At 72.1% G+C, this 20,042-nt stretch carries 15 protein-coding genes; 3 read left to right on the top strand and 12 right to left on the bottom strand.

Annotated elements, in window-relative coordinates:
* Positions 1-65 precede the first annotated feature (65 nt).
* The 6 genes from AB0946_RS23695 to AB0946_RS23670 all read right to left on the bottom strand — a co-directional run bounded on the left by AB0946_RS23695 (position 66) and on the right by AB0946_RS23670 (position 11,732).
* Positions 66-4,949, bottom strand: coding sequence for a DUF3320 domain-containing protein (locus AB0946_RS23695; protein ID WP_366762632.1), 4,884 nt, complete (start codon positions 4,947-4,949; stop codon positions 66-68).
* 162 nt (positions 4,950-5,111) lie between these two features.
* Complete coding sequence (locus AB0946_RS23690) at positions 5,112-5,951, bottom strand: carbohydrate ABC transporter permease (protein ID WP_366762631.1); 840 nt, start codon at positions 5,949-5,951, stop codon at positions 5,112-5,114.
* A gap of 10 nt (positions 5,952-5,961) precedes the next feature.
* Positions 5,962-7,317 (bottom strand): ABC transporter permease subunit, encoded by a 1,356-nt coding sequence (locus AB0946_RS23685; RefSeq protein ID WP_366762630.1) that lies wholly within the window; start codon positions 7,315-7,317, stop codon positions 5,962-5,964.
* Positions 7,318-7,328: 11 nt separating this feature from the next.
* Positions 7,329-8,654: an ABC transporter substrate-binding protein gene (locus AB0946_RS23680; protein ID WP_366762629.1), complete on the bottom strand. Its 1,326-nt coding sequence runs from the start codon at positions 8,652-8,654 to the stop codon at positions 7,329-7,331.
* 31 nt (positions 8,655-8,685) lie between these two features.
* Entirely contained in the window at positions 8,686-10,296 is a 1,611-nt protein-coding gene (locus AB0946_RS23675; RefSeq protein WP_366762628.1) for a glycoside hydrolase family 13 protein, read from the bottom strand.
* 164 nt (positions 10,297-10,460) lie between these two features.
* Positions 10,461-11,732, bottom strand: a complete 1,272-nt coding sequence (locus AB0946_RS23670; RefSeq protein ID WP_366762627.1) for an ABC transporter substrate-binding protein — start codon at positions 11,730-11,732, stop codon at positions 10,461-10,463.
* Positions 11,733-11,856: 124 nt separating this feature from the next.
* On the opposite strand from AB0946_RS23670, the gene AB0946_RS23665 reads away from it, so the two are divergent.
* From AB0946_RS23665 to AB0946_RS23655, 3 genes are read left to right on the top strand one after another with little or no spacing between them, the layout of a single operon-like run.
* A complete protein-coding gene (locus AB0946_RS23665) occupies positions 11,857-12,372 on the top strand; it encodes a PadR family transcriptional regulator (RefSeq protein ID WP_366762626.1) in 516 nt (171 codons plus the stop codon).
* Positions 12,369-13,121, top strand: a complete 753-nt coding sequence (locus AB0946_RS23660) for an ABC transporter ATP-binding protein (protein ID WP_366762625.1) — start codon at positions 12,369-12,371, stop codon at positions 13,119-13,121. The genes AB0946_RS23665 and AB0946_RS23660 overlap by 4 nt, the downstream gene beginning before the upstream one ends.
* A gap of 20 nt (positions 13,122-13,141) precedes the next feature.
* Positions 13,142-15,424, top strand: a complete 2,283-nt coding sequence (locus tag AB0946_RS23655; RefSeq protein WP_366762772.1) for an FtsX-like permease family protein — start codon at positions 13,142-13,144, stop codon at positions 15,422-15,424.
* A 6-nt stretch (positions 15,425-15,430) separates the two neighbouring features.
* Here the strand turns inward: AB0946_RS23655 and AB0946_RS23650 are convergent, their stop codons facing one another.
* From AB0946_RS23650 to tpiA, 6 genes are all read right to left on the bottom strand, one after another.
* Positions 15,431-15,646, bottom strand: a complete 216-nt coding sequence (locus AB0946_RS23650; RefSeq protein ID WP_366762624.1) for a hypothetical protein — start codon at positions 15,644-15,646, stop codon at positions 15,431-15,433.
* The gene (locus AB0946_RS23645) at positions 15,643-16,149 is read right to left on the bottom strand and encodes a thioredoxin domain-containing protein (RefSeq protein ID WP_366762623.1); all 507 of its coding nucleotides are present in this window, start codon (positions 16,147-16,149) and stop codon (positions 15,643-15,645) included. Before AB0946_RS23645 ends, AB0946_RS23650 begins: the two co-directional genes overlap by 4 nt.
* Before the next feature lie 124 nt (positions 16,150-16,273).
* Complete coding sequence (gene pgi / locus AB0946_RS23640; protein ID WP_366762622.1) at positions 16,274-17,926, bottom strand: glucose-6-phosphate isomerase; 1,653 nt, start codon at positions 17,924-17,926, stop codon at positions 16,274-16,276.
* A 454-nt stretch (positions 17,927-18,380) separates the two neighbouring features.
* Positions 18,381-18,716 (bottom strand): RNA polymerase-binding protein RbpA, encoded by a 336-nt coding sequence (locus AB0946_RS23635; protein ID WP_003976875.1) that lies wholly within the window; start codon positions 18,714-18,716, stop codon positions 18,381-18,383.
* 203 nt (positions 18,717-18,919) lie between these two features.
* Positions 18,920-19,156, bottom strand: a complete 237-nt coding sequence (gene secG / locus AB0946_RS23630; RefSeq protein ID WP_014672006.1) for a preprotein translocase subunit SecG — start codon at positions 19,154-19,156, stop codon at positions 18,920-18,922.
* Between the two features lie 107 nt (positions 19,157-19,263).
* Positions 19,264-20,040 (bottom strand): triose-phosphate isomerase, encoded by a 777-nt coding sequence (gene tpiA / locus AB0946_RS23625; RefSeq protein WP_366762621.1) that lies wholly within the window; start codon positions 20,038-20,040, stop codon positions 19,264-19,266.
* Between the last annotated feature and the right edge of the window lie 2 nt (positions 20,041-20,042).

The raw sequence follows: 20,042 nt of genomic DNA, 5'->3' as shown, positions 1-20,042 counted from the left end.
GAACGGCTCAGAGCACAGGGGCGGCGGGATCCTTCCCGCCGCCCCTCTCGCGTCCCCCGGCCGGTTCAGCGCACCGCGTTGACGCGGTCCGGGTCCCCGTCCAGCCGGCCCTGCCGGCGCAGCTCGGCGACGTCCGAGGCGAGGCGGTCACGGATGTCCTTGCCGGTGCGCCGCCAGCCGAAGTACTCGCATGCCTGCTTGATCAGCTCGTCCTCGGTCATGCCCGGGCACTCGGCGGCCAGTTCGTACAGCGCCAGGTGCCGCTCGGCGGGAGCGATGTGCACGATCTTGCGGGGTGTCGTGCCGTCCTCGGGCCGGCGGGCGCTCAGCGCGTTCCGGTCCCGGACGTCGTAGAACGGCCCGTCGGCGGTGGCCCGGCCGGAGCGGACGAGGGCGAGCGCCACCTCACGGACGTTGTCCCGGATGCGGTTGCCCGCCCGGCCGACGCCCCATGCCTCCCGCGCCCGCTGCACCAGCAGGTCCTCGTGAACCGGGCCTTCCGTTTCGATGACCTCGGTCAGCAGGATGCTCAGCTGGGGACGCGCCTCCTGGGTGTGCAGTTCGTGGCGCGGCAGGACGGAGGCGGTGTTGGTCCGGTACCGGGTGCTCCACTGCCGCTCGGAGGCGATGTCCACGGGGACGCGTTCGTACTCCCGTTCCGGCTGCTGCGGGGTGAGAGCCGGCGCCGCGTCCGGCTCGGGCCGTGCGGGCGCGGTGGACGCCGGGGAGGCGGCGGAGGGCGGCGCGGTAGCGGCCGGCACGGAGAGTGGCCCGTCGGCCAGCGCCTGTTCGACCGCCTCGCGCAGCCGCTGCTCGGCGGCGGCCCGGCCGCGGTACCAGTCCGTGCCCCAGATGCGGTGCAGACGCCAGCCGAGCCCGTTCAGCACCTGCTCGCGCAGCCGGTCCCGGTCCCGGGCGGCCTTCGAGGAGTGGTACATCGCGCCGTCGCACTCGATGCCGAGCGCGTAGGCGCCGGGCAGTTCGGGGTGGCGTACGCCGATGTCGATGCGGTAGCCGGCCACGCCGACCTGCGGCTGCACCCGGTAGCCCCAGCCGCGCAGCACCGCGAGCACCGACTCCTCGAAGGGGCTGTCCGGCTCGGCGTCGGACTGGACGACGTCACGGGCGAGGACGGAGGGGCCGCTCTCGGCGTATTCGAGGTAGCGCTTCAGGTACTGGATGTTCTCGTTGGGGCTGTCCGGCATGCCGGCCCCGCGGAAGGAGGCGACGACCTCCATGCGGTAGCGGGCCCGGGTCACGGCGACGTTGAGCCGGCGCCAGCCGCCGCCCTTGTTGATCGGGCCGAAGTGGAGGCTCAGCTTTCCGTTCTCGTCGGGGGCGTAGCCCACCGACATGATCATCACATCGCGCTCGTCGCCCTGCACCGACTCCAGGTTCTTGACGAAGAAGCCGTCGAGACGGTCCTCGGTGAAGCAGTGGTCCAGGTCGGGCCGGGCCAGCCGGGCCTGCTGCACGGCCAGGTCGATGGCGGACGCCTGGGCCTGGGAGAGCGCGACGACTCCGAGCGTTCTGCCGGGACGGGTGTCGAAGTGGTGCAGGACGCGTCGCGCCACGAACTCCGCCTCGGTCTGGTTGTCCCGGCGGCCTCCCCGGTCGTAGACACCGCCGCCGTCGAAGAAGGCGACGCCGACGTCGTTCCCCTCCTCCAGGGCACCCGGGAAGGTGATCATCGAGTTGCCGTAGAACTCGTGGTTGCTGAAGGTGATGAGGTTCTCGTGGCGGCTGCGGTAGTGCCAGCGCAGCGGGAGTTCGCGCATGGCGCCGGCCTTGCAGGCGTGCAGCAGCGACTCGAAGGAGTCGGGGGTCTCGTCGTCGTACTCGTCCGAGTCGTCGTCCGCCGAGGAGTCGAAGAAGGAGGTCGGAGGGAGCTGCTTCTCGTCACCGGCGACGATCAGGGTGCGTCCCCGGTAGATGCAGTTGACGGCGTCGCTGGGCCGGACCTGGGACGCCTCGTCGAAGACGACGACATCGAAGTGGAAGCCGGCGGGCAGGAACTGACTGACCGTCAGCGGGCTCATCATGAAGCAGGGCTTGACGGCCTGCACCACCTCGCGGGTGCGGCCCAGCAGGTCACGCACCGGCATGTGACGGGTCTTCTTCTCCGCCTCCCGGACGATCACCGCGCCCGAGCCGCCGGCGAAGCTGCGGGGACGGCGTTTGTTGCACGCCTCGATGACGGCGCCACCGGCAGCGGCGATCAGCCGCCTGTCGGCCGCCCGGAAGTCGGCCACCCGCGCGTCGAGGTCGGCGGCGCGGGTGGTGCGCAGCCGCCGGTCGGTGGCGAGGACGTCGTCGGCCCAGGCGCGCAGTACCGCCTGTTCGACCACGTCGGGCAGGCACCGCGGGTCGAGTCCGCGCTCGGCCACGCTCCCCACGAGCGCGTCGGCGCCGTACCGGCTCAGCACGGCGAGGCCGTCGCGGTGGGCGCGCCACACCTCGGGGCCCTGCGGGTCGGCGCGCAGCGCGCCGAGCACCTGTCCCGCCTGCTCCAGGGGACCGAGCACGGCGGGTGAGAGCCGGGTCCGGCGGTCCGCGTCGAAGAGGTCGAGCAGGTCGGTCGCGGAGCGGGTCCAGCGCTCCGCGCGGGCGGCGGCGACCGCGCACCACGCTCCCAGCGCCCGGCGGATGTTCTCCGCGAGCAGCGCGGGCAGTGGATCCGTGTCGGCCCCGTCCGCGAGGTGCTCGACGAGCAGGTCGCGCCGTACGGCGGTGCCGCTCAGCGCCGCGATGCGGTCGGCGGTCGCCAGGGCGGCGTCGAGGTCCGCGCACGCGTCCAGGGTGCGCGGGGTGTACCTGCCGAGGAGGTCCGCGTGCCCGTCGGCCAGCCGGGTCACCTCGGTGGCGGCCCGCTGCCAGGCAAGGGCGTCCTCCAGGCGGCCCACGAGGGACTTGTTCCAGGTGCCGGTGCGGGTGAGCGCGACGACGGCGTCCCGGTCGTCCTTGAACCGCCCCGAGAAGCGGGACATCAGGCCCCGGTGCTCCGTGGCGAAGCGCTGTGCCAGTTCGGGCAGGTCCGCCCGGTGCAGCACCTGCTCGCCGAAGACGTCGGCCGCGGCGGCTCGGGCGGCCGCCTCGGCGTCCAGGGCCGTGCGCAGTTCCCGGGCCGCCGTGTGGGCCCGGCCGAGGACGTCCGGGTCGAACCAGCCGCTCGGCGGGCGCCGGTCGGCGTGGGTGAGGTCGGCCAGCTCGCACAGGTCGAAGGCCGCCTCGGGGTGGTCGGCCTTGGGCATGCCGAGCAGGTCGGCGAGCTGGGCCGCCTGTGCCGAGGCGTCGTCGGGCACGCTGCCGTCCCCCGCGGTCGCCCCGTCGGGGAGGCGGGAGCGCAGGGAGCGGACGAGCTGCTGGACCTCCCGTACCGTGCGGGGCTCGTCCTGGGTGACCGCGAACGGGCGGCGCCCGGCCGCCGTCGACAGGCCGTCGAGGGCGTCGGCGGCCTCGATGACGACCTGGTGCGCCGAGTCGCCGACCAGTCCACGCCAGGGGAACGCCTCGCCCTCGGCGGCGGGGCGCCAGGCGCGGGCGACGGCCTGGGCGGCCGCGGCGAGTTCCTGGAGGGCTCCGGCGCTGAGCGTGCGCACCGTCCGCACGTCGCCCGCACCGAGTGCCGGGGTGCCGGACTGCTCCAGGAGGACCAGGCGTCCCAGCACGTCGTGCAGGGTGCGGCCGAGGGGTTCGCGGGTCTCGTTCATCGCCGCCGCGTACGCGGACAGCTCCTCGCGGAGCTTGCGGGCCCGCTCCAGTTCGTGCTCCGCCGCTCCGGTGACGCGGGCTTCGGTGGTCAGCACGCGGGCGAGTTCGGTGGCCACCGCCTTCTTGCTCGTGTCACCGCTGTGCAGCGCCATGACGAAGTCACCGAGACCGACGCTCCTCAACCGGTTGCGCACGACGTCGAGTGCCGCCGCCTTCTCGCTGACGAAGAGCACACTGCGGCCGGCGTGCATGAGCGCGGCGATCATGTTGGTGATGGTCTGGCTCTTGCCGGTGCCGGGCGGACCGCTCATGACGAAGGACCGCTGCTCCAGGGCGGCGGCTATGCACTGGCGCTGCGAGGCGTCGGCGTCGAGGACCAGCGGCGTCCGCTCGGGCAGCTGGACCTCGTCGATGCGGTCCGCGTCCGGCGGGTCGAAGGAGAGGAGGCCGGCGGGCACGTCCGCGTCGGGTCCGAGGGCGACGGCCCGCACCAGGGGGTGGGCGAGGATCTGCTCCTCGTTCTGCTGCAGGTCCTGGTACATCGCCTCACGGTGCGAGGCGAAGAGACCCAGCACCGCCCGGTCCGCCACGGACCAGCCCTCGAGGCGGGACGCGACCGCGCGTGCCGCGGAGAGGACGCCGGGCAGGTCGGTGACGTCGGTGCCGGTGACGGGACTCCAGTCCACGCCGAGCCGTTCCAGCTTCACCGCGAGGGCCGGGTTGTGGATGCGTTCCTGGTCCTCGGCGGCGTGCAGGCGGTAGCGGCGGTTGCCGTCCCTGCGCAGTTCCACCGGGACCAGCAGCAGCGGCGCCGCGCTGGACTCGTGGGCGCCGGCCTCGCGCCAGTCGAGCATGCCGATGCCCAGCCAGAGCACCCACAGACCGTAGTCGTTGTACATCTGGCCGGACTTCTGGCGCAGTTGGTAGAGCGCGCTGTCCAGGGACGCCTGCGTGCTCTTGTGGGTGACGAGTCCCGGGCGTGCGCCGCGGCCGGCGGAGGGGGCCCGTTCGTCGGTGGCCTTCTCCAGCCCGACTCCGGTCCCCCGTTCGACGACCGGTGCGAAGTCCCAGCCCCGCGCGAGGTCCGCGAGGAGGGCGTCGGTGCCGGGCGTGGTGATCTCCAGGGTCGCCGTTCTGGCGTGCCGGAAATGCAGCAGCCGGTTGCGCCCGCCCATGTCCAGCAGGGAGTTCCGCCAGCCGTCGAGGACGGCCTTCACGGTCGGGTGCTGGTGAGCCATGGGCTGGGAACCTCCTGAGCTGCGCCCAGGGAGATCCACCCGTACCGGCCCCCCTGGAGATCTCTCCCTATCAGTTCGCAAGTCCCGACATGCCCGGGGCACCTGACACGATATGAAGTTGTTGTGAATGAAGTACACACAAAGTGTGCCGCTCGCCTGCCGTCACTTGACCGACCCCGCCATCACGCCCTGCACGAAGTGCCGCTGGAACGCGAAGAACACCACCACCGGCACGATCAGGGACAGGAACGCTCCCGGGGCGAGAACGTCGATGTTGCTGCCGAACTGGCGGATCTGCGACTGGAGTTCCACCGTCAGCGGCTGTGAGGAGCTGTCGGCGAAGAGCAGGGCGACCAGCATGTCGTTCCAGACCCACAGGAACTGGAAGATGGCGAGCGAGGCGATGGCCGGGCGGCCCACCGGCAGGACGAGGCGCGTGAAGATGCGCCATTCGCTGCCGCCGTCCATCCGTGCCGCCTCCAGCATCTCCTTCGGGATGTCCGCGAAGTAGTTGCGGAGCAGGAAGACGGCGAAGGGCAGGCCGTAGGCGACGTGGAACAGGACGACACCGGGGATCGTGCCGAACAGGCCCAGCGCACCGAAGAGTTTGGCGACCGGCAGCAGGCCGATCTGCACCGGCACCACCAACAGGGCCACCACCAGCAGGAAGACGGGTTCCCGCAGCGGGAAGTCCAGCCAGGCGAAGGCGTATCCGGCGAGGGCCGCGATGACGACGACCAGGGTGGTCGCCGGCACCGAGATCAGCACGGTGTTCCAGAAGGCCTGGGTGATGCCCGCGTTCTTCAGCAGCGCCGAGTAGTTGTCGAAGGACAGCTGGCCGGGGCTGGCCAGCGCCGTCCACCAGCCGCCCTTCGCCGTGTCCTGGGCCGAGCGCAGGGAGGACAGGAACAGGCCGGCCAGCGGGGTCAGCCAGACCAGGCCGATGACCACCAGGAAAGCCTGCACCAGGCCGCTGCCCAGGCCGCGCCTGATCGCGTTCATCGGTGACTCCTCATCGTTGACTGTTGCGGAAACGGCGGACGTTGAAGACCATCGCGGGGATCACCAGGAGCAGCAGGAGCACGCCGAGGGCGCTGCCGAGGCCCTGGTCGTTGCCGCCGCCGAAGGACACCAGCCACATCTGGGTGGCGAGGACGGTGGCGTCCTCCTGCACCGGGCCGGGCGCGATGATGTAGACGAGGTCGAAGACCTTCATCACGTTGATCACCAGGGTCACGAAGACCACGGTGAGCACGGGCGCGAGCAGCGGGACGGTGATCCGGCGGAAGATCTGCCACTCGTTGGCGCCGTCCATCCGGGCGGCCTCCAGGGCGTCGCGCGGCAGCGTGGACAGGCCCGCGCCGATGAGCACCATCGCGAAACCCGTCCAGATCCACAGGTAGGCGCCGATGATCGCGGGGGTGACGAGGGTCGGGCCGAGCCAGGAGACGCCCTGGTAGGGCGGGGCGAAGTTGGACTCCGGGAGTCTCACCGTGTACGGGCCCGCCTTGAGCCCGGAGAAGCGGAAGGCGCCGTCGGCGGTGGTGGTCGCGCTCGCGACCGTCTCGCCGTCGCGCACCGCCTCGACCTTCATGCCGGGCAGGCCGCTCTCCTTGGCGTCGACCTGGCCCTGCCTGCCGCCCCCGCCCGGGGTGAAGTCCAGGTAGACGACACCGCGCAGTTCGCCGGGGGCGGCCCTGCGCGCCGCGGCCGTACGGGCGGGTGAGGCGTTGCCGGGCAGGTCCTTGGGGAGCACGCCGACCATCGGCAGCACCACGGTGTCGCCCGCCGAGGCGGTCGTGCGGTAGGAGCCGTCCCGGTCCTGGGTGAGCAGTCCGGTGCGGCCCCGGGCGGTCGGGTAGGTCGAGGTGCCCTTGAAGGCGTCGTGGACGGAGACGACGGCCGCGTTGAGCACACCCTTGTCCGGGTCCTCGTCGTAGGCGAGGCGGAAGATGATGCCGGCGGCGAGGAAGGACACCGCCATCGGCATGAAGAGGAGCAGCTTGAAGGCCGTCGCCCAGCGGACCTTCTCCACCAGGACGGCCAGGATCAGGCCGAGGCCGGTGAGCAGGGCGGGGGCGACGACGACCCAGATGGTGGTGTTGCGGATGGCCTTGAGGGTGGCCGGGTCGCGGAACATCTCGGTGTAGTTGTCGCCGCCGACGAACCGGGTACCGGAGGCGTCGAAGAAGCTGCGGCCGACGGAGAACAGCACCGGGTAGACGACGAGCGCGCCGAGCAGGAGCAGCGCGGGGAGGACGAAGAGCAGGGCGATCAGCCGGGCACGCCGCCGGCCGCGGCGCGCGGGCGCCGGGCCGGCGGCGGCACGCGGGCCCGCCTGCTGTTTCACGACAGTGGTGGCGGTCATGGGTGGGCCGCTCAGTTCCGGTAGGCCTTGGCCGCGGCGGCTTCGAGCTTCGCCGCCGTGCCCTTCGGGTCCGACGGGTCGCGCAGGAAGTCCTGGAGGAGCTTCCACTCGCCGGTGCCCTTGGTGCCGCCGAAGGCCGCCGGTGCCTGGTCGGACATGTCGAAGCGGACCGAGTCCCCGGCGCCCACGAGGGACTTGGCGGTGGCGCGGGTGACGTCGTCGCCGTACGCGGTAAGGCTCAGCTTCCTGTTCGGGGACAGGAAGCCGCCCGCCTTCGCCCACACGGCCGCGGCCTCGGGGGTGGCCAGGTACTCCACGAGCTTCATGCCGGCCTTGGCGTTCTTGCCGTCCTTGAGGACGACGGCCGCGTCACCGCCGCTGACGACGGGTGCCGTGCCGCCGCCGACCGCCGGGAACGGGAAGAAGTCGGCGTCCTTGCCGATGGCCTTGCCGTACTGGTCGTGGGCGACGCCGGCGACGAAGTCGCCCTCGTAGACCATGCCGGCCTGGGGCTTGGGTCCGAACACCTTCTCCACGGAGCCGGGGAAGTCGGTGTTGAGGGCCCCGTTCCGGCCTCCGGCGATGAGCTGCTTGTCCTTGAAGAGCTTGCCGAGGGTGGTGAGCGCCTCGACGACGGACGTGTCCGTCCAGGTGAGCTTGTGCGCGGCGAGGGCGTCGTACTTCTCGGGGCCGGCCTGGGAGAGGTAGATGTTCTCGAACCAGTCGGTGAGGGTCCAGCCGTCCTGTCCGGCGACCGCGAAGGCGGCGAGGCCGGAGTCGGACACCGTGTGACCGGCCTTGAGCAGCTCGTCGTACGTCTTCGGCGGCTTGACCCCGGCCTGGGCGAGGGCGTCGGGGCTGTACCAGACGGTGGACTTGTGGGCGGCCTTGAAGTAGAGGCCGTAGAGGGTGCCGTCGACGCTGCCGTACTTCTTCCAGACGGGGGCGTAGCCGGCGTCGATGGTCTGCTGTGCGGCCGGCGAGAGCGGCTTGAGCCAGCCCTTTCGCGCGAACTGGTTCAGGACGCCGACCTGCGGGACCATCACGACGTCGGGTGCGTTGCCGCCCTCGATCTTGCTGCCGACGACCGTGGAGACGTTGTCGCCGGTCGACACGAACTGGGTCTTCGCGCCGGTCTTCTCGGTGAAGGCGTCCAGCACCTTCTGGAAGTTCTTCTGCTCGCTGCCGGACCAGACGCCGGCCACGGTGACGGTCTGGCCGCTGAGCGCCTTGTCGCCGCCGCCCGCCGAGACGGGTCCGCCGCCGCAGGCGGTGGCGCCGAGGGCGAGGGCGAGGGCGGTGCAGCCGGTGAGCAGGGTCGTGCGTCGTCGCATCATCGTTGACGGACCTTTCATCAGGGACGGGTGATCACAGGTCGTTCAGCCACCAGGCCGCCGTGGCGCCGGGCAGGACGCCGGGCGGGCAGGGGCCGCTGGACAGCAGGGGGGTGCCGGAGGCCGGCGCGGGGGCGGGGCCGGTACCGAAGTTGACGGCGCAGACCAGGCCGTCACCGCGGACGAAGGCGAGGACGTCCGGCGGGGCATCCAGCCAGCGCAGCGTGCCCTCGCCCAACTGGGGCAGGGACTTGCGCAGTTGGAGACCGTCGCGGTACAGGTGCCAGAAGGAGCGGGTGTCGGCGAGGGCGCGGTCGGTGGCGTACTCGGCGAAGTAGTCGGGCTGCGGCAGCCAGGGCTTGACGCCCTCCACGCCGGAGGTGAAGCCGAACGGGGAGGCCTGCCCGGACCAGGGCAGCGGCACCCGGCAGCCGTCACGGATGCGGGCGCGGCTGCCGGTGCGCCGGTAGATCGGGTCGGTGAGCACGTCGTCGGGCAGGTCGACGACCTCGGGCAGGCCCAGTTCCTCGCCCTGGTAGATGTACGCGGCTCCGGGCAGCGCCAGCATCAGCAGCGCGGCGGCGCGGGCGCGGGCGGCGCCGAGACCGCTGCCCTCGGTGGCGGGTTCGCCGTAGCGGGTGACGGTGCGGACCTGGTCGTGGTTGTTGAGGACCCAGGTGACCGTGGAGCCGGTGCCGGCGATGTCCTGCATGGCCTCGGAGATGACCTTGCGGAAGGCGTCGGCGTCCCAGGGGGCGCCGAGCAGGTCGAAGAAGAAGGCCTGGTGGAGCTCGTCGGGGCGGACGTACAGGGCGTGTTCGCGGGCGGTGGGGACGGAGACCTCGCCGACGAGCAGGCGCTCGTGGCCGTCCCGGCCGGCGTACTCCTCGCACAGGGCGCGCCAGCGGCGCCACACCTCGTGCACCTCGGGCTGGTTCCAGGCGAGCGGGTTGACCGAGTCGCGGGTGCGGGCGTCGGCCTCCGGGTCGTCGGAGTCGGGCAGTCCGGGGTGCTTGAACAGGCCGGCGGCGACGTCGATGCGGAAGCCGTCGACGCCCCGGTCGAGCCAGAACCGCAGGGTCCGGTCGAACTCTTCGGGGATCTCGGGGTTGCGCCAGTTCAAGTCGGGCTGTTCGGGCGTGAACATGTGCAGGTACCACTGGCCGTCGGGGACCCGGGTCCAGGCGGGTCCGCCGAACATGGCGTGCCAGTTGTTGGGCGGCTCGCTGCCGTCGGGGCCACGGCCGTCGGCGAAGTGGAAGCGGGCGCGGGCCGGGCTGCCGGGCTCGCCGGCCAGGGCCTCGCGGAACCACGGGTGCTCGCTGGAGCAGTGGTTGGGGACGATGTCGAGCAGCACCTTGATGCCGAGCCGCCGGGCCGCCGCCATCAGCAGGTCGAACTCGGCGAGGTCGCCGAAGAGCGGGTCGACACCGCGGTAGTCGGCCACGTCGTAGCCGTGGTCGTGCTGCGGCGAGGGGTAGAAGGGGCTCAGCCAGATCCCGTCGACGCCGAGCTTCTTGAGGTACGGCAGCCCGGCCCGGACGCCGGCCAGATCGCCGATGCCGTCACCGGTGCTGTCCAGGAAGCTGCGGACGTACACCTGGTAGATCACGGCGTCCCGCCACCAGTGGTACTTACTCAACATGCATGCATGTTAGGTAGGCGTGTCGCGACGATGTCAACGAAAAGAACAGAGGCTACCGGGGAGTTGGGGGAGAAAATACGGACTTACCGGGACAGCAAGAGGCCAGTTGAGATGTCCGCGTTACCTAACAAGTAACTAGCGACCGTCCCGTGCCCGGCTGTCGGCTACCGGCTGGCGATGGCGTCGAGTTCGCGCGCCAGCCGGCGCACGGCCTGCCCGGGCGTCTGCCGCCCGGTGAGCGCGTCCTGCACGACCGCCTGCACGGCCAGGCTGACCTGGTCGTAGTGCGGGCTCTTGGGACGCGGCCGGGCGGTGAGGACGGCGGTGCGCAGGGTCGGCAGATAGGGGAACCGCCGGATGAGCGCGGGGTCCTCGTAGAGCCCGGCGCGTACCGGCGGCAGCGCGCCCCGCGTGAGCACCTGGCGCTGCACGGGCGCGCTGGTGAGGTAGGCGATCAGGCGCGCGGCGGAGTCCGGGTGCCGGGCGTGGGTGTTGACCGCGAGGTTGGAGCCGCCGAGGACGCTCGTCCCCGGCCCGTCCGGCCCCGGCAGTGGTACGGCGCCGATCTTCCCGGCGACCCTGGAACCCGGGGCGGACGCGACGGCGTAGGCGTAGGGCCAGTTGCGCAGGAAGAGCAGCCTGCCGTCCTGGAAGGCCTGTTTGGACTCCTCCTCCTTGTACGTCAGGGCCTGCCTCGGGATCCAGCCCTCGCGGATGCCGCGGGCGAGGAAGCCGATGCCCTCGCGGGCGGCGGCCGAGTCGACGGTGACACGGGTGCCCTCGCCGCCCAGGATGGTGCCGCCCGCCGAGTACACGGCCTCGGCCGCGTTCACGGTGAGGCCCTCGTAGGGCAGGAACTGGCCCGCGTAGCCGCCGAGTCCGTACTTCGGCGCGATGGTCCTCGCGTCGCGCTCCAGCTCGGCCCAGGTGCGCGGCGGGGGCACCCCCTCCCGGCCGAGGATGTCCTTGCGGTACAGGAGGAGTCCGGCGTTCGTGACGTACGGGACCGCGTACAGCCGTCCGTCGTAGGTCGCCGTGTCCACGACCGGCGGCAGGAAGCTGTCCAGCGGGAAGCGGTCGCGGGGCAGCGGGCGGATCCAGCCGGCCGCCGCGAACTCGGAGGTCCAGTCGACGTCGATGTTGAGGACGTCGAACCGGCCCCGGTCGCCGCCGCGCAGGTCGGTCGTCATCTGCGCGTGCGTCTCGTCGGCGGAGTCCGGCAGCTCGACCAGGGTGACCTTCTCGCCGGGGTGGGTGCGGTTCCAGCCCTCCAGCAGCGGGCCGAGATAGCCCGTGAGGTCCCCGGCGGTGGCCAGCGTGAGCGGGCCCCGGCCGGCTCCCGCGCCCTCGTCGGCGCGGGCTCCCGAGGCCACGTACCCGGCCATGACCACGGCGAGAACGAGAAGGCCCCTACCGGCGGCGCGCATCCACCGCATAGGTTCCTCCCTGTACACCCGGCACCACGGGCACCCTCGCCCGGGGACAGAGGCCATGTATACCTGTTAGGTATGCGCGATACTAGGGCCTGGAGCACATGGAGCAGACAGGAGGACAGCACGAGTGCGCCTGCCCCTCCTGGCACTCCTCGCCCGCGGTCCGGCCCACGGCTACGAGCTGAAGCAGGACCTTGAGCAACTGCTGGGCGCCGCGTACCCTCAGCCGAACGTCGGCCAGATCTACGTCACCCTCGGCCGTCTGGAGAAGTCCGGGCTGATCGAGGGCGAGGACGTCGAGCAGTCCAGCCGGCCCAACAAGAAGGTCTACCACCTCACCGACGCCGGGCGCGAGGCGCTGCTCGCCTGGTTCGAGGAGACCGAGGACGAGCCGCGGGTGCGGGACGACTTCTTCATGAAGCTCGCCCTCGCCCCGCAGACCGGTCTCGCCGACCAGATCGCCCTCATCAACCGGCAGCGGCGCCAGTACCTCAACACCATGCGCAACCTGTCGAAACTGGCCGCGGCCGAGAGCCGGGACAACCGAATCGCCCAGCTGCTGATCGAGGGCGCGATGCTGCACCTCCAGGCCGACCTCGACTGGCTGGAACGGTGCCAGGAGGAACTGGAGGGTCTGGAGTGAGTGACGGACACGCTCCGGTGCTGCGCGCCGAAGGGCTGGTGAAGACCCACTACGGCGAGGGCGCGCCGGCGCACGCCGTGCGCGGGGTCGACCTCGCCGTGGCCCGCGGCGAGTTCGTCGCGATCACCGGGCCGTCCGGCGCGGGCAAGTCCACGCTGCTGCACCTGCTGGGCGGGCTCCAGCGGCCGGACGAGGGCAGCGTCTGGCTCGACGGCCGGTGCACGGACTCCTTCAGCGAGGCCCGCTGGGCCGTGGAGCGCAGGAAGGCCATCGGGATCGTCTTCCAGTTCTTCAACCTGGTGTCGAACCTGTCGGTCGCCGACAACGTGGAGCTGCCCGCGCTGCTGGCCGGGGTCCCGCCGAAGAAGGCCCGCGCCGAGCGGGAGGCGCTGCTCGCCGAGCTGGGTCTGCAGGGCAAGGAGCGCAGCATGCCGGGCGAGCTGTCCGGCGGCGAGCAGCAGCGGGTCGCGCTCGCCCGGGCGCTGGTCAACCATCCGCCGCTGCTGCTCGCGGACGAGCCGGCCGGCAGCCTGGACAGCAAGGGCACCCGCGAGGTGACGCGGCTGCTGTCCCGCTTCCACGGGCGCGGCCAGACCATCGTGCTGGTCACCCACGACGCCCGGCTGGCCAGCGCCGCCGACCGCGTGATCAGCTTCTTCGACGGCCGCATCGCCGACGACGCGGCCCTGGACGGCGCGCCGCCACCCCGGCGGAGCGGCATATCCGGCGTGCTGGAGCTGAGGGACTGACCGTGCCGGACCTGAGGGACGTGCGGGCCACCTTGCGCTGGGCCCACTCCGACCTGCGCACCCACCGCGGCGAGGCGCTGTTCCTGGTGCTGGCCACCGCGGGCATCGTCGCCTCGCTGCTGCTCGCCGCCGCCCTGTTCGGCTACGCCACGAACCCCTGGCAGCGGACCTTCGCCGAGGCGCACGGCGCCCACGTCTGGCTGCACACCGCGCCGTCCGCCGACGCCCGCGCGCTGGCCCGGCTGGACGGCGTCACCGCGGTCGCCGGCCCCTACCGCGCCGAGTCCGCCACCGTCGCCGCCCGCGGCACCCGCGCCTCCGTCGAACTGCGCGCCACCCCTGACCTGCCCTCCGTCGGCCGGCCCCTGCTCACCTCCGGGCACTGGCTGGACCCGGCGGCGCCGGACGGCGTGGTCGTGGAGAGCAGCCTCGCGCGGGCTCTGCTGGCCGAACCGGGTGACACCCTGACGCTGCCCGGCACGGCGCGCACGCTCACCGTCGAGGGCATCGCGGACAGCGCCGAACCCCCGTACCGCCCCGGCGAGCAGCCCGGTCTGATGTGGGCACTGCCGTCCGCCGTGCGGGCGCCGGCCGGGCAGGTCATCGGGCTGCGGCTCGGCGATCCCTCCGACACCGACTACGCCGTCCAGCGGGCCGTCACCGTGCTGGGTGCCGGCGCGGTCGGCGAGGTCTCCACCTGGCAGCAGGCCCGCGCCGAGGCACAGGGCGACAACCGGCTGCTCGGCCAGGTGCTCGGGCTGTTCGGTCTGGGCGCCCTCGCCGCCGCCGGGTTCGCGGTGCACGGCGCCATCGCGACCCGCATCCGCGGGCACCTGCGGGACCTGTCGGTGCTGAAGGCGATCGGCTTCACACCCGGCCAGGTCGTACGGATCTTCCTGCTCCAGCACCTGGCGTACGCGCTGCTCGGCGCGGTGGCCGCGGCCGCGCTCACCGAGGGGCTGGGCAACCGGGTCCCGGGGCGGCTCGGGGACGCGGTGGGTGTGTGGCAGGGGCTGCCCGGGCACACCCTGGCGCTGTGCGCGGTGCCCGCGGGGGCGGTGCTGTTCATCGGTCTGACCACGGGGCTCGCGGCCTGGCGGGCGGGCCGGGTGCCGCCGGTCCCGGTGCCGCGCCCGGCCGCGCCGGCGGGCGGGCGGCTGAGCGGGGCGGCCCGGCGGGCGCTGGGGCTGCGGCTGCCGGCCGCGCTGGTCCTCGGCTGCCACAAGGCGTTCGCGGGGCGCGGCCGGTCACTGGCCACCGTGGCCCGGCTGACGCTGCCGCTGCTGCTCATCGTGGTGGCGCTCAGCGCCTGGACCACGATCGACCGCCTCCACAGCAGCCCCGAGCGGGTGGGTCTGCCGACGGCGCTCACGGTCCGCTCGGACGGCGCCCTGGACGCGTCGGGCGTGCGCAGCGTGCTGGCGCACGACTCCCGCGTCGCCGCCGCCTATCCGGGCGTCGAGGTGGCCGCGCTGGTCCCCGGCCAGACCGGGACCATCGCCCTGCGCGGCGTCGGCACCCGCGCCGAGCCCTACCCCTACGCCCTCGCCGAGGGCCGCGCCGCCCGCGGTCCGGACGAGGCGGTGGCCGGACAGGGCCTGCTCGACCTGCTGGACGCGCGGGTCGGCGACTGGGTGCGGATGACGGTGGGCGACCGGCCGCAGATCCTGCACATCGTGGGCCGCACCCTGGAGCCGCGCAACGCCGGCCGGGTCGTCACCACCTCCCTGGACACCCTCCGGGAGAACGACCCGGAGCTGTCCCCGGCCTTCTACGAGCTGCGGCTGCGCTCCGGTGCGGACCCGCGCCGCGTGGCCGCCGCGCTCGCCTCGGCCGGCCACGGCCACCTGGAGGTGCACGCCGTGACGAACCCCGCCGACGGTCTGTCCCCGCTGCGCGGAGTCGTCGCCGGACTGATCGCCGTCCTGGCCCTGATCGGACTGGTGGAACTGCTCACCGCGATCGGCGGCAGCGTCCGCGAGGGCGAGCGGGACGTACTGGCGCTCCGGGCGATCGGCATGTCGCCCCGGCAGATCACCGCGATCACCGTCACGGCGACGAGCTGTACGTCCCTCGCGGCGGTCGTCACCGGTACGGCACTGGGGCTGCCGCTGGCCCGCCGGCTGATCGACGCCCAGGGCGGCTCCAGCGGCATCGGCGCCGGAATCGCCCAGTCCCCCTCCCCCGGCCTGCTTCTCCTCCTGGGCGCGGCCGCCGTTCTGGGAGCGGCGGCCCTGGCCGCCCTGCCCGCGTCCCGCGCGGCCCGCCGGCGCCTCGCGGACACGCTGAGCGCGGTGGCCTGAAGCCGCTCAGGGGGACACGGCCCGCCAGCTCCCCGGGTCTTCGCGGATCTTCTTCAGCAGGCTGCCGAACACCGTCCCGTCGAACAGCAGGCCGTTGTATTGCACCGGGACGCGTACGTCGTCGATCTCGGCGGTGGGGGTGCCGGGACCGCCGGGGTTCCGCGGCCCGCCCGCCCTCTCGTACGCGTCCTCGCTGTTGGTCACGAACGTCCGGTACTTCATGGTCCGGACGGCCGAGTCGAAGTCCGGTCCGCGCAGCCCCGGCACCCGGCCCGCCACCCCTTGTCCAGCGCGGCCCGCAGGGCGTTGACCGCCTTGCGGGACCCCGCGCCGCCGAGCCGGGCGTCCAGGAAGGAGGCGAGGGTGTACTGGGTCTTCACCTCACGCCGCATGGTCGCCTCACGCAGTTGCGGAGCACCGCCGGTGGTCTCGAACCGCTCGCACACCGGGCACCGCGGATCCTCGTACAGGTGCACGGTCAGCGGGGCGGCCTCGTCCCCGACCATGATGGTCGTGCCGTCGTTCCCCAGCCGCTCCGGCACGTCCGCCGGCCCGGTGTACGGTACGGCCTTCGCCGTCGCGGTGACCGTGGGGTCCGGCCGGCCGCCGTTCGACCCGGCCGACCGCTGTCCGCTGTCCGCTGTCCGCTGTCCGCTGTCGCAGCCCACCGCCGCCGCTCCCGCCACGGACACCGCTACCGCCGTGGCCAACATCCTGCGCACCATGCGCCATCCCTCCCTGATCCAAACGAAGGGCCCCAGGGGACGGGCGGGGACGCGCGCGCAGGGACGTCACCGCCACGGGCCCCGGCCGGGACCGGCTCCGGCCGGGGTCCGCTCCGGTCGCGGGTCAGCTCCGGCCGCGCAGCTCCCGGTACTTGGCGACCAGTGCCTTCGTCGACGCGTCCAGGCCGGGCACGTCGGCGCCCTCGGTGAGCGCGGGTTCGACGCGCTTGGCGAGGACCTTGCCCAGCTCCACGCCCCACTGGTCGAAGGAGTCGATGTTCCACACCGCGCCCTGCACGAACACCTTGTGCTCGTAGAGGGCGACGAGCTGGCCGAGGACGGACGGGGTCAGCTCACGGGCGAGGATCGTCGTGGTCGGCCGGTTGCCCTGGAACGTCTTGTGCGGGACCAGCTCCTCTGGGACCCCCTCCGCACGGACCTCCTCGGCGGTCTTGCCGAAGGCCAGCGCCTGGGTCTGGGCGAAGAAGTTGGCCATCAACAGGTCGTGCTGGGCCTTGAGTTCCTCGCTCAGCTCGGCGACCGGCCGGGCGAAGCCGATGAAGTCGGCCGGGATGAGCTTGGTGCCCTGGTGGATCAACTGGTAGTAGGCGTGCTGCCCGTTGGTGCCGGGCGTGCCCCACACGACCGGCCCGGTCTGCCACTCCACCTGCTTGCCGTCGCGGGCGACGGACTTGCCGTTGGACTCCATGTCCAGCTGCTGGAGGTAGGCGGTGAACTTGGAGAGGTAGTGGCTGTACGGGAGCACGGCGTGCGACTGGGCGTCGTGGAAGTCGTCGTACCAGATGCCCAGCAGGCCGAGCAGCAGCGGGACGTTGTCCTCGGCGGGCGCGGTGCGGAAGTGATCGTCGACGATCCGGAAGCCGTCCAGCATCTCGCGGAACCGGTCCGGGCCGATGGCGATCATCAGGGAGAGGCCGATCGCGGAGTCGTAGGAGTACCGGCCGCCGACCCAGTCCCAGAACTCGAACATGTTGTCCGGGTCGATGCCGAACTCGGTGACCTTCTCCGCGTTCGTGGACAGCGCCACGAAGTGCCTGGCCACGGCGGACTGGTCGCCGAGCGCGGCCAGCAGCCACTTCCGCGCCGAGGTCGCGTTGGTGATGGTCTCGATGGTGGTGAAGGTCTTGGAGGCGACGATGAACAGCGTCTCCGCCGGGTCCAGGTCCCGGGTGGCCTCGTGCAGGTCGGCGCCGTCCACGTTGGAGACGAAGCGGACCGTGAGGTCGCGGTCGGTGAAGCAGCGCAGCACCTCGTAGGCCATCGCGGGCCCGAGGTCCGAGCCGCCGATGCCGATGTTGATCACGTTCCTGATGCGCTTGCCGGTGTGCCCGGTCCACTCTCCCGAGCGGACGCGGTCGGCGAAGCCGGCCATCTTGTCGAGCACGGCGTGCACCTTCGGCACGACGTTCTCGCCGTCGACCTCGACCACCGCGTCCCGGGAGGCGCGCAGCGCGGTGTGCAGCACGGCCCGGTTCTCGGTGACGTTGATCTTCTCGCCGCGGAACATGGCGTCCCTGAGGCCGAAGACGTCCGTCGCCGCGGCCAGCTCGCGCAGCAGGCGCAGGGTCTCGTCGGTGACCAGGTGCTTCGAGTAGTCGATGTACAGGTCGCCGACCTGGAGCGTGTACCCGGTGCCGCGCGCCGGATCGGCGGCGAACAGGTCCCTGAGATGGGTGTCCGCCAGCTCCTCGCGGTGCTTGGCGAGAGCGGTCCACTCGGTCGTCTGGTTGAGCCTGGTACGGCCGTCTGCGTTCATGTCCGACTTCCGCCTTCTTTCGTGCCTGTCCCAGCCGTTCCAACCTAATTGATCAGCGCGCGGGACGAGTGGTGAGGACGCTGTCCGCGCGGGCAGCACCGGATGCGTCCGGCTCACGCGCCGGTATCAGCGCGAGGACGGCCGAGGCGATGCGGCCGACCATGGCACTCGGGGCCGCGCTGCTGCATCAGGGTGACCTGGCCGGCGTTCCGGACCATGCCCGTCGCACCCAGCAGCAGCGTCCGGATCACCCGGTCGCACTGAGGGCGACCGGGCCGCGGAGGCGTTGTCGAAGAGCGTCTGGAGCGCGGTGACGGAGGCTATGACGAGGGGCTCGTCGGCGAGGCTCGTGGCCGGCAACGGCAGCGCGAGGGCACCGCTGACAACGGGCCGTCCGCAGCGGGGGGAAACGGCTCCGGCCAGGCACCCGCGGGCACCCGGCCGGTCACAACTCCTAGATCTCGCCTCGCAGTTTGGCGAGCGCCTCGGCGAGGATCGCCTCACCGTCCGCGTCGCTGCGCCGCTCCCGTACGTACGCCAGGTGCGTCTTGTACGGCTCGGTGCGCGGCGGGTCCGGCGGGTTGTCCCGGTCCTGGCCGGCCGGGAAGCCGCAGCGCGGGCAGTCCCAGGTCTCGGGCACCTGCGCGTCGCTGGCGAAGCTGGGCTGCGTCTCATGCCCGTTGGAGCACCAGAAGGAGATGCGCAGACGCGGCGCGGACTCGCCGCGCTCGGCCTCGCCCATCGGCCCCGCCCCGACCCGGCTTCCTCGGATCGCGTTGCCACTTGCCACGGTCGTAACTCCCTGCGTGATGGTGCCGCGAAGCGAGTCGGCGTTTCGCTTCGCCGCGAGCGCCTCAGTCTACGTAAGGCCCAACGCGCGTCCAGTGATTGGAGTTACCGGCCCCCACACCAAGACGCAAGCCCCATGATAGGCCGCGCTCGGGAGCGCGTACCGAACATGGGGCTTTACGTGCGGAATGTACTGCTCGCGTGTCAGCTGTTCGTCTTGATCAGCATGCCGAGGACGATGATGCACGCGAACCACAGCAGGCCGACCACGATGGTGATCCGGTCGAGGTTGCGCTCGGCGACCGAGGAGCCGCCGACGGAGGACTGCATGCCGCCACCGAACATGTCGGAGAGGCCGCCGCCCTTTCCCTTGTGCATCAGCACCAGCAGCATCAGCAGCAGGCTGAAGATGATCAGGGCGATCGAGAACCCCAAAACCACGGCTGGACCAACTTCCTCGGATTCGGATGGACGACGGGGGCACAGCACCCGGCTGTGCCCCCGCAAGGGTACGACGTATCGCCGCTACCGCCTACTCACGGACATGATCACTGGTCGCGGAAGCGCACGATCTTGACGAACTCGTCGGCGTCCAGCGAGGCACCGCCGACCAGGGCGCCGTCGATGTCGGCCTGGGCCATGATCTCGGCGACGTTGCCCGACTTCACGGAGCCGCCGTACTGGATGCGGACCTGGTCGGCCACGTCCTGGGAGTACAGCTCGGCGATCTTGGCGCGGATGGCGGCGCAGACCTCCTGGGCGTCCCCGGCGCCGCAGACCTTGCCGGTGCCGATGGCCCACACCGGCTCGTACGCGACCACGATCGTCCCGGCCTGCTCGGCCGGAAGGTCCTTCAGGCCGCCCTCGACCTGGGCGAGGGTGTGGCCGACGTGGTCGCCCGCCTCGCGGACGTCCAGCTCCTCGCCGACGCACAGGATCGGCGTGAGACCGTGCTTGTACGCGGCCTTGACCTTGGCGTTGACCTGCTCGTCGGTCTCGTTGTGGTACTGGCGCCGCTCGGAGTGGCCGATCACCACGTAGGTGCACTTCAGCTTGGCCAGCATCGGGCCGGAGATCTCGCCCGTGTAGGCGCCGGAGTCGTGCTGGGAGATGTCCTGGGCGCCGTACTTGATCTTGAGCTTGTCGCCGTCGACCAGGGTCTGCACGGAGCGCAGGTCGGTGAAGGGCGGCAGGACGGCGACCTCGACGGCCTCGTAGTCCTTGTCGGCCAGGGCGAACGCGAGCTTCTGGACGTGTGCGATGGCCTCGAGGTGGTTGAGGTTCATCTTCCAGTTGCCCGCCATCAGCGGCGTGCGCGTGCTCAAGG

Source organism: Streptomyces sp. NPDC046870, assembly GCF_040704595.1.
In the GTDB taxonomy this organism is placed as follows: Bacteria; Actinomycetota; Actinomycetes; order Streptomycetales; family Streptomycetaceae; genus Streptomyces; species Streptomyces argyrophylli.
Note: the sequence above shows the minus strand (reverse complement) of the source record. Positions and strands in the feature narration are given on the sequence as shown.

Excerpts from the sequence above, each read along its gene's own strand:
- AB0946_RS23695 (WP_366762632.1), bottom strand. The coding sequence starts at position 4,949 with ATGGCTCACCAGCACCCGACCGTGAAGGCCGTCCTCGACGGCTGGCGG.
- AB0946_RS23690 (WP_366762631.1), bottom strand. The coding sequence starts at position 5,951 with ATGAACGCGATCAGGCGCGGCCTGGGCAGCGGCCTGGTGCAGGCTTTC.
- AB0946_RS23685 (WP_366762630.1), bottom strand. The coding sequence starts at position 7,317 with ATGACCGCCACCACTGTCGTGAAACAGCAGGCGGGCCCGCGTGCCGCC.
- AB0946_RS23680 (WP_366762629.1), bottom strand. The coding sequence starts at position 8,654 with ATGATGCGACGACGCACGACCCTGCTCACCGGCTGCACCGCCCTCGCC.
- AB0946_RS23675 (WP_366762628.1), bottom strand. The coding sequence starts at position 10,296 with ATGTTGAGTAAGTACCACTGGTGGCGGGACGCCGTGATCTACCAGGTG.
- AB0946_RS23670 (WP_366762627.1), bottom strand. The coding sequence starts at position 11,732 with ATGCGGTGGATGCGCGCCGCCGGTAGGGGCCTTCTCGTTCTCGCCGTG.
- AB0946_RS23650 (WP_366762624.1), bottom strand. The coding sequence starts at position 15,646 with ATGAAGTACCGGACGTTCGTGACCAACAGCGAGGACGCGTACGAGAGG.
- AB0946_RS23645 (WP_366762623.1), bottom strand. The coding sequence starts at position 16,149 with ATGGTGCGCAGGATGTTGGCCACGGCGGTAGCGGTGTCCGTGGCGGGA.
- pgi (WP_366762622.1), bottom strand. The coding sequence starts at position 17,926 with ATGAACGCAGACGGCCGTACCAGGCTCAACCAGACGACCGAGTGGACC.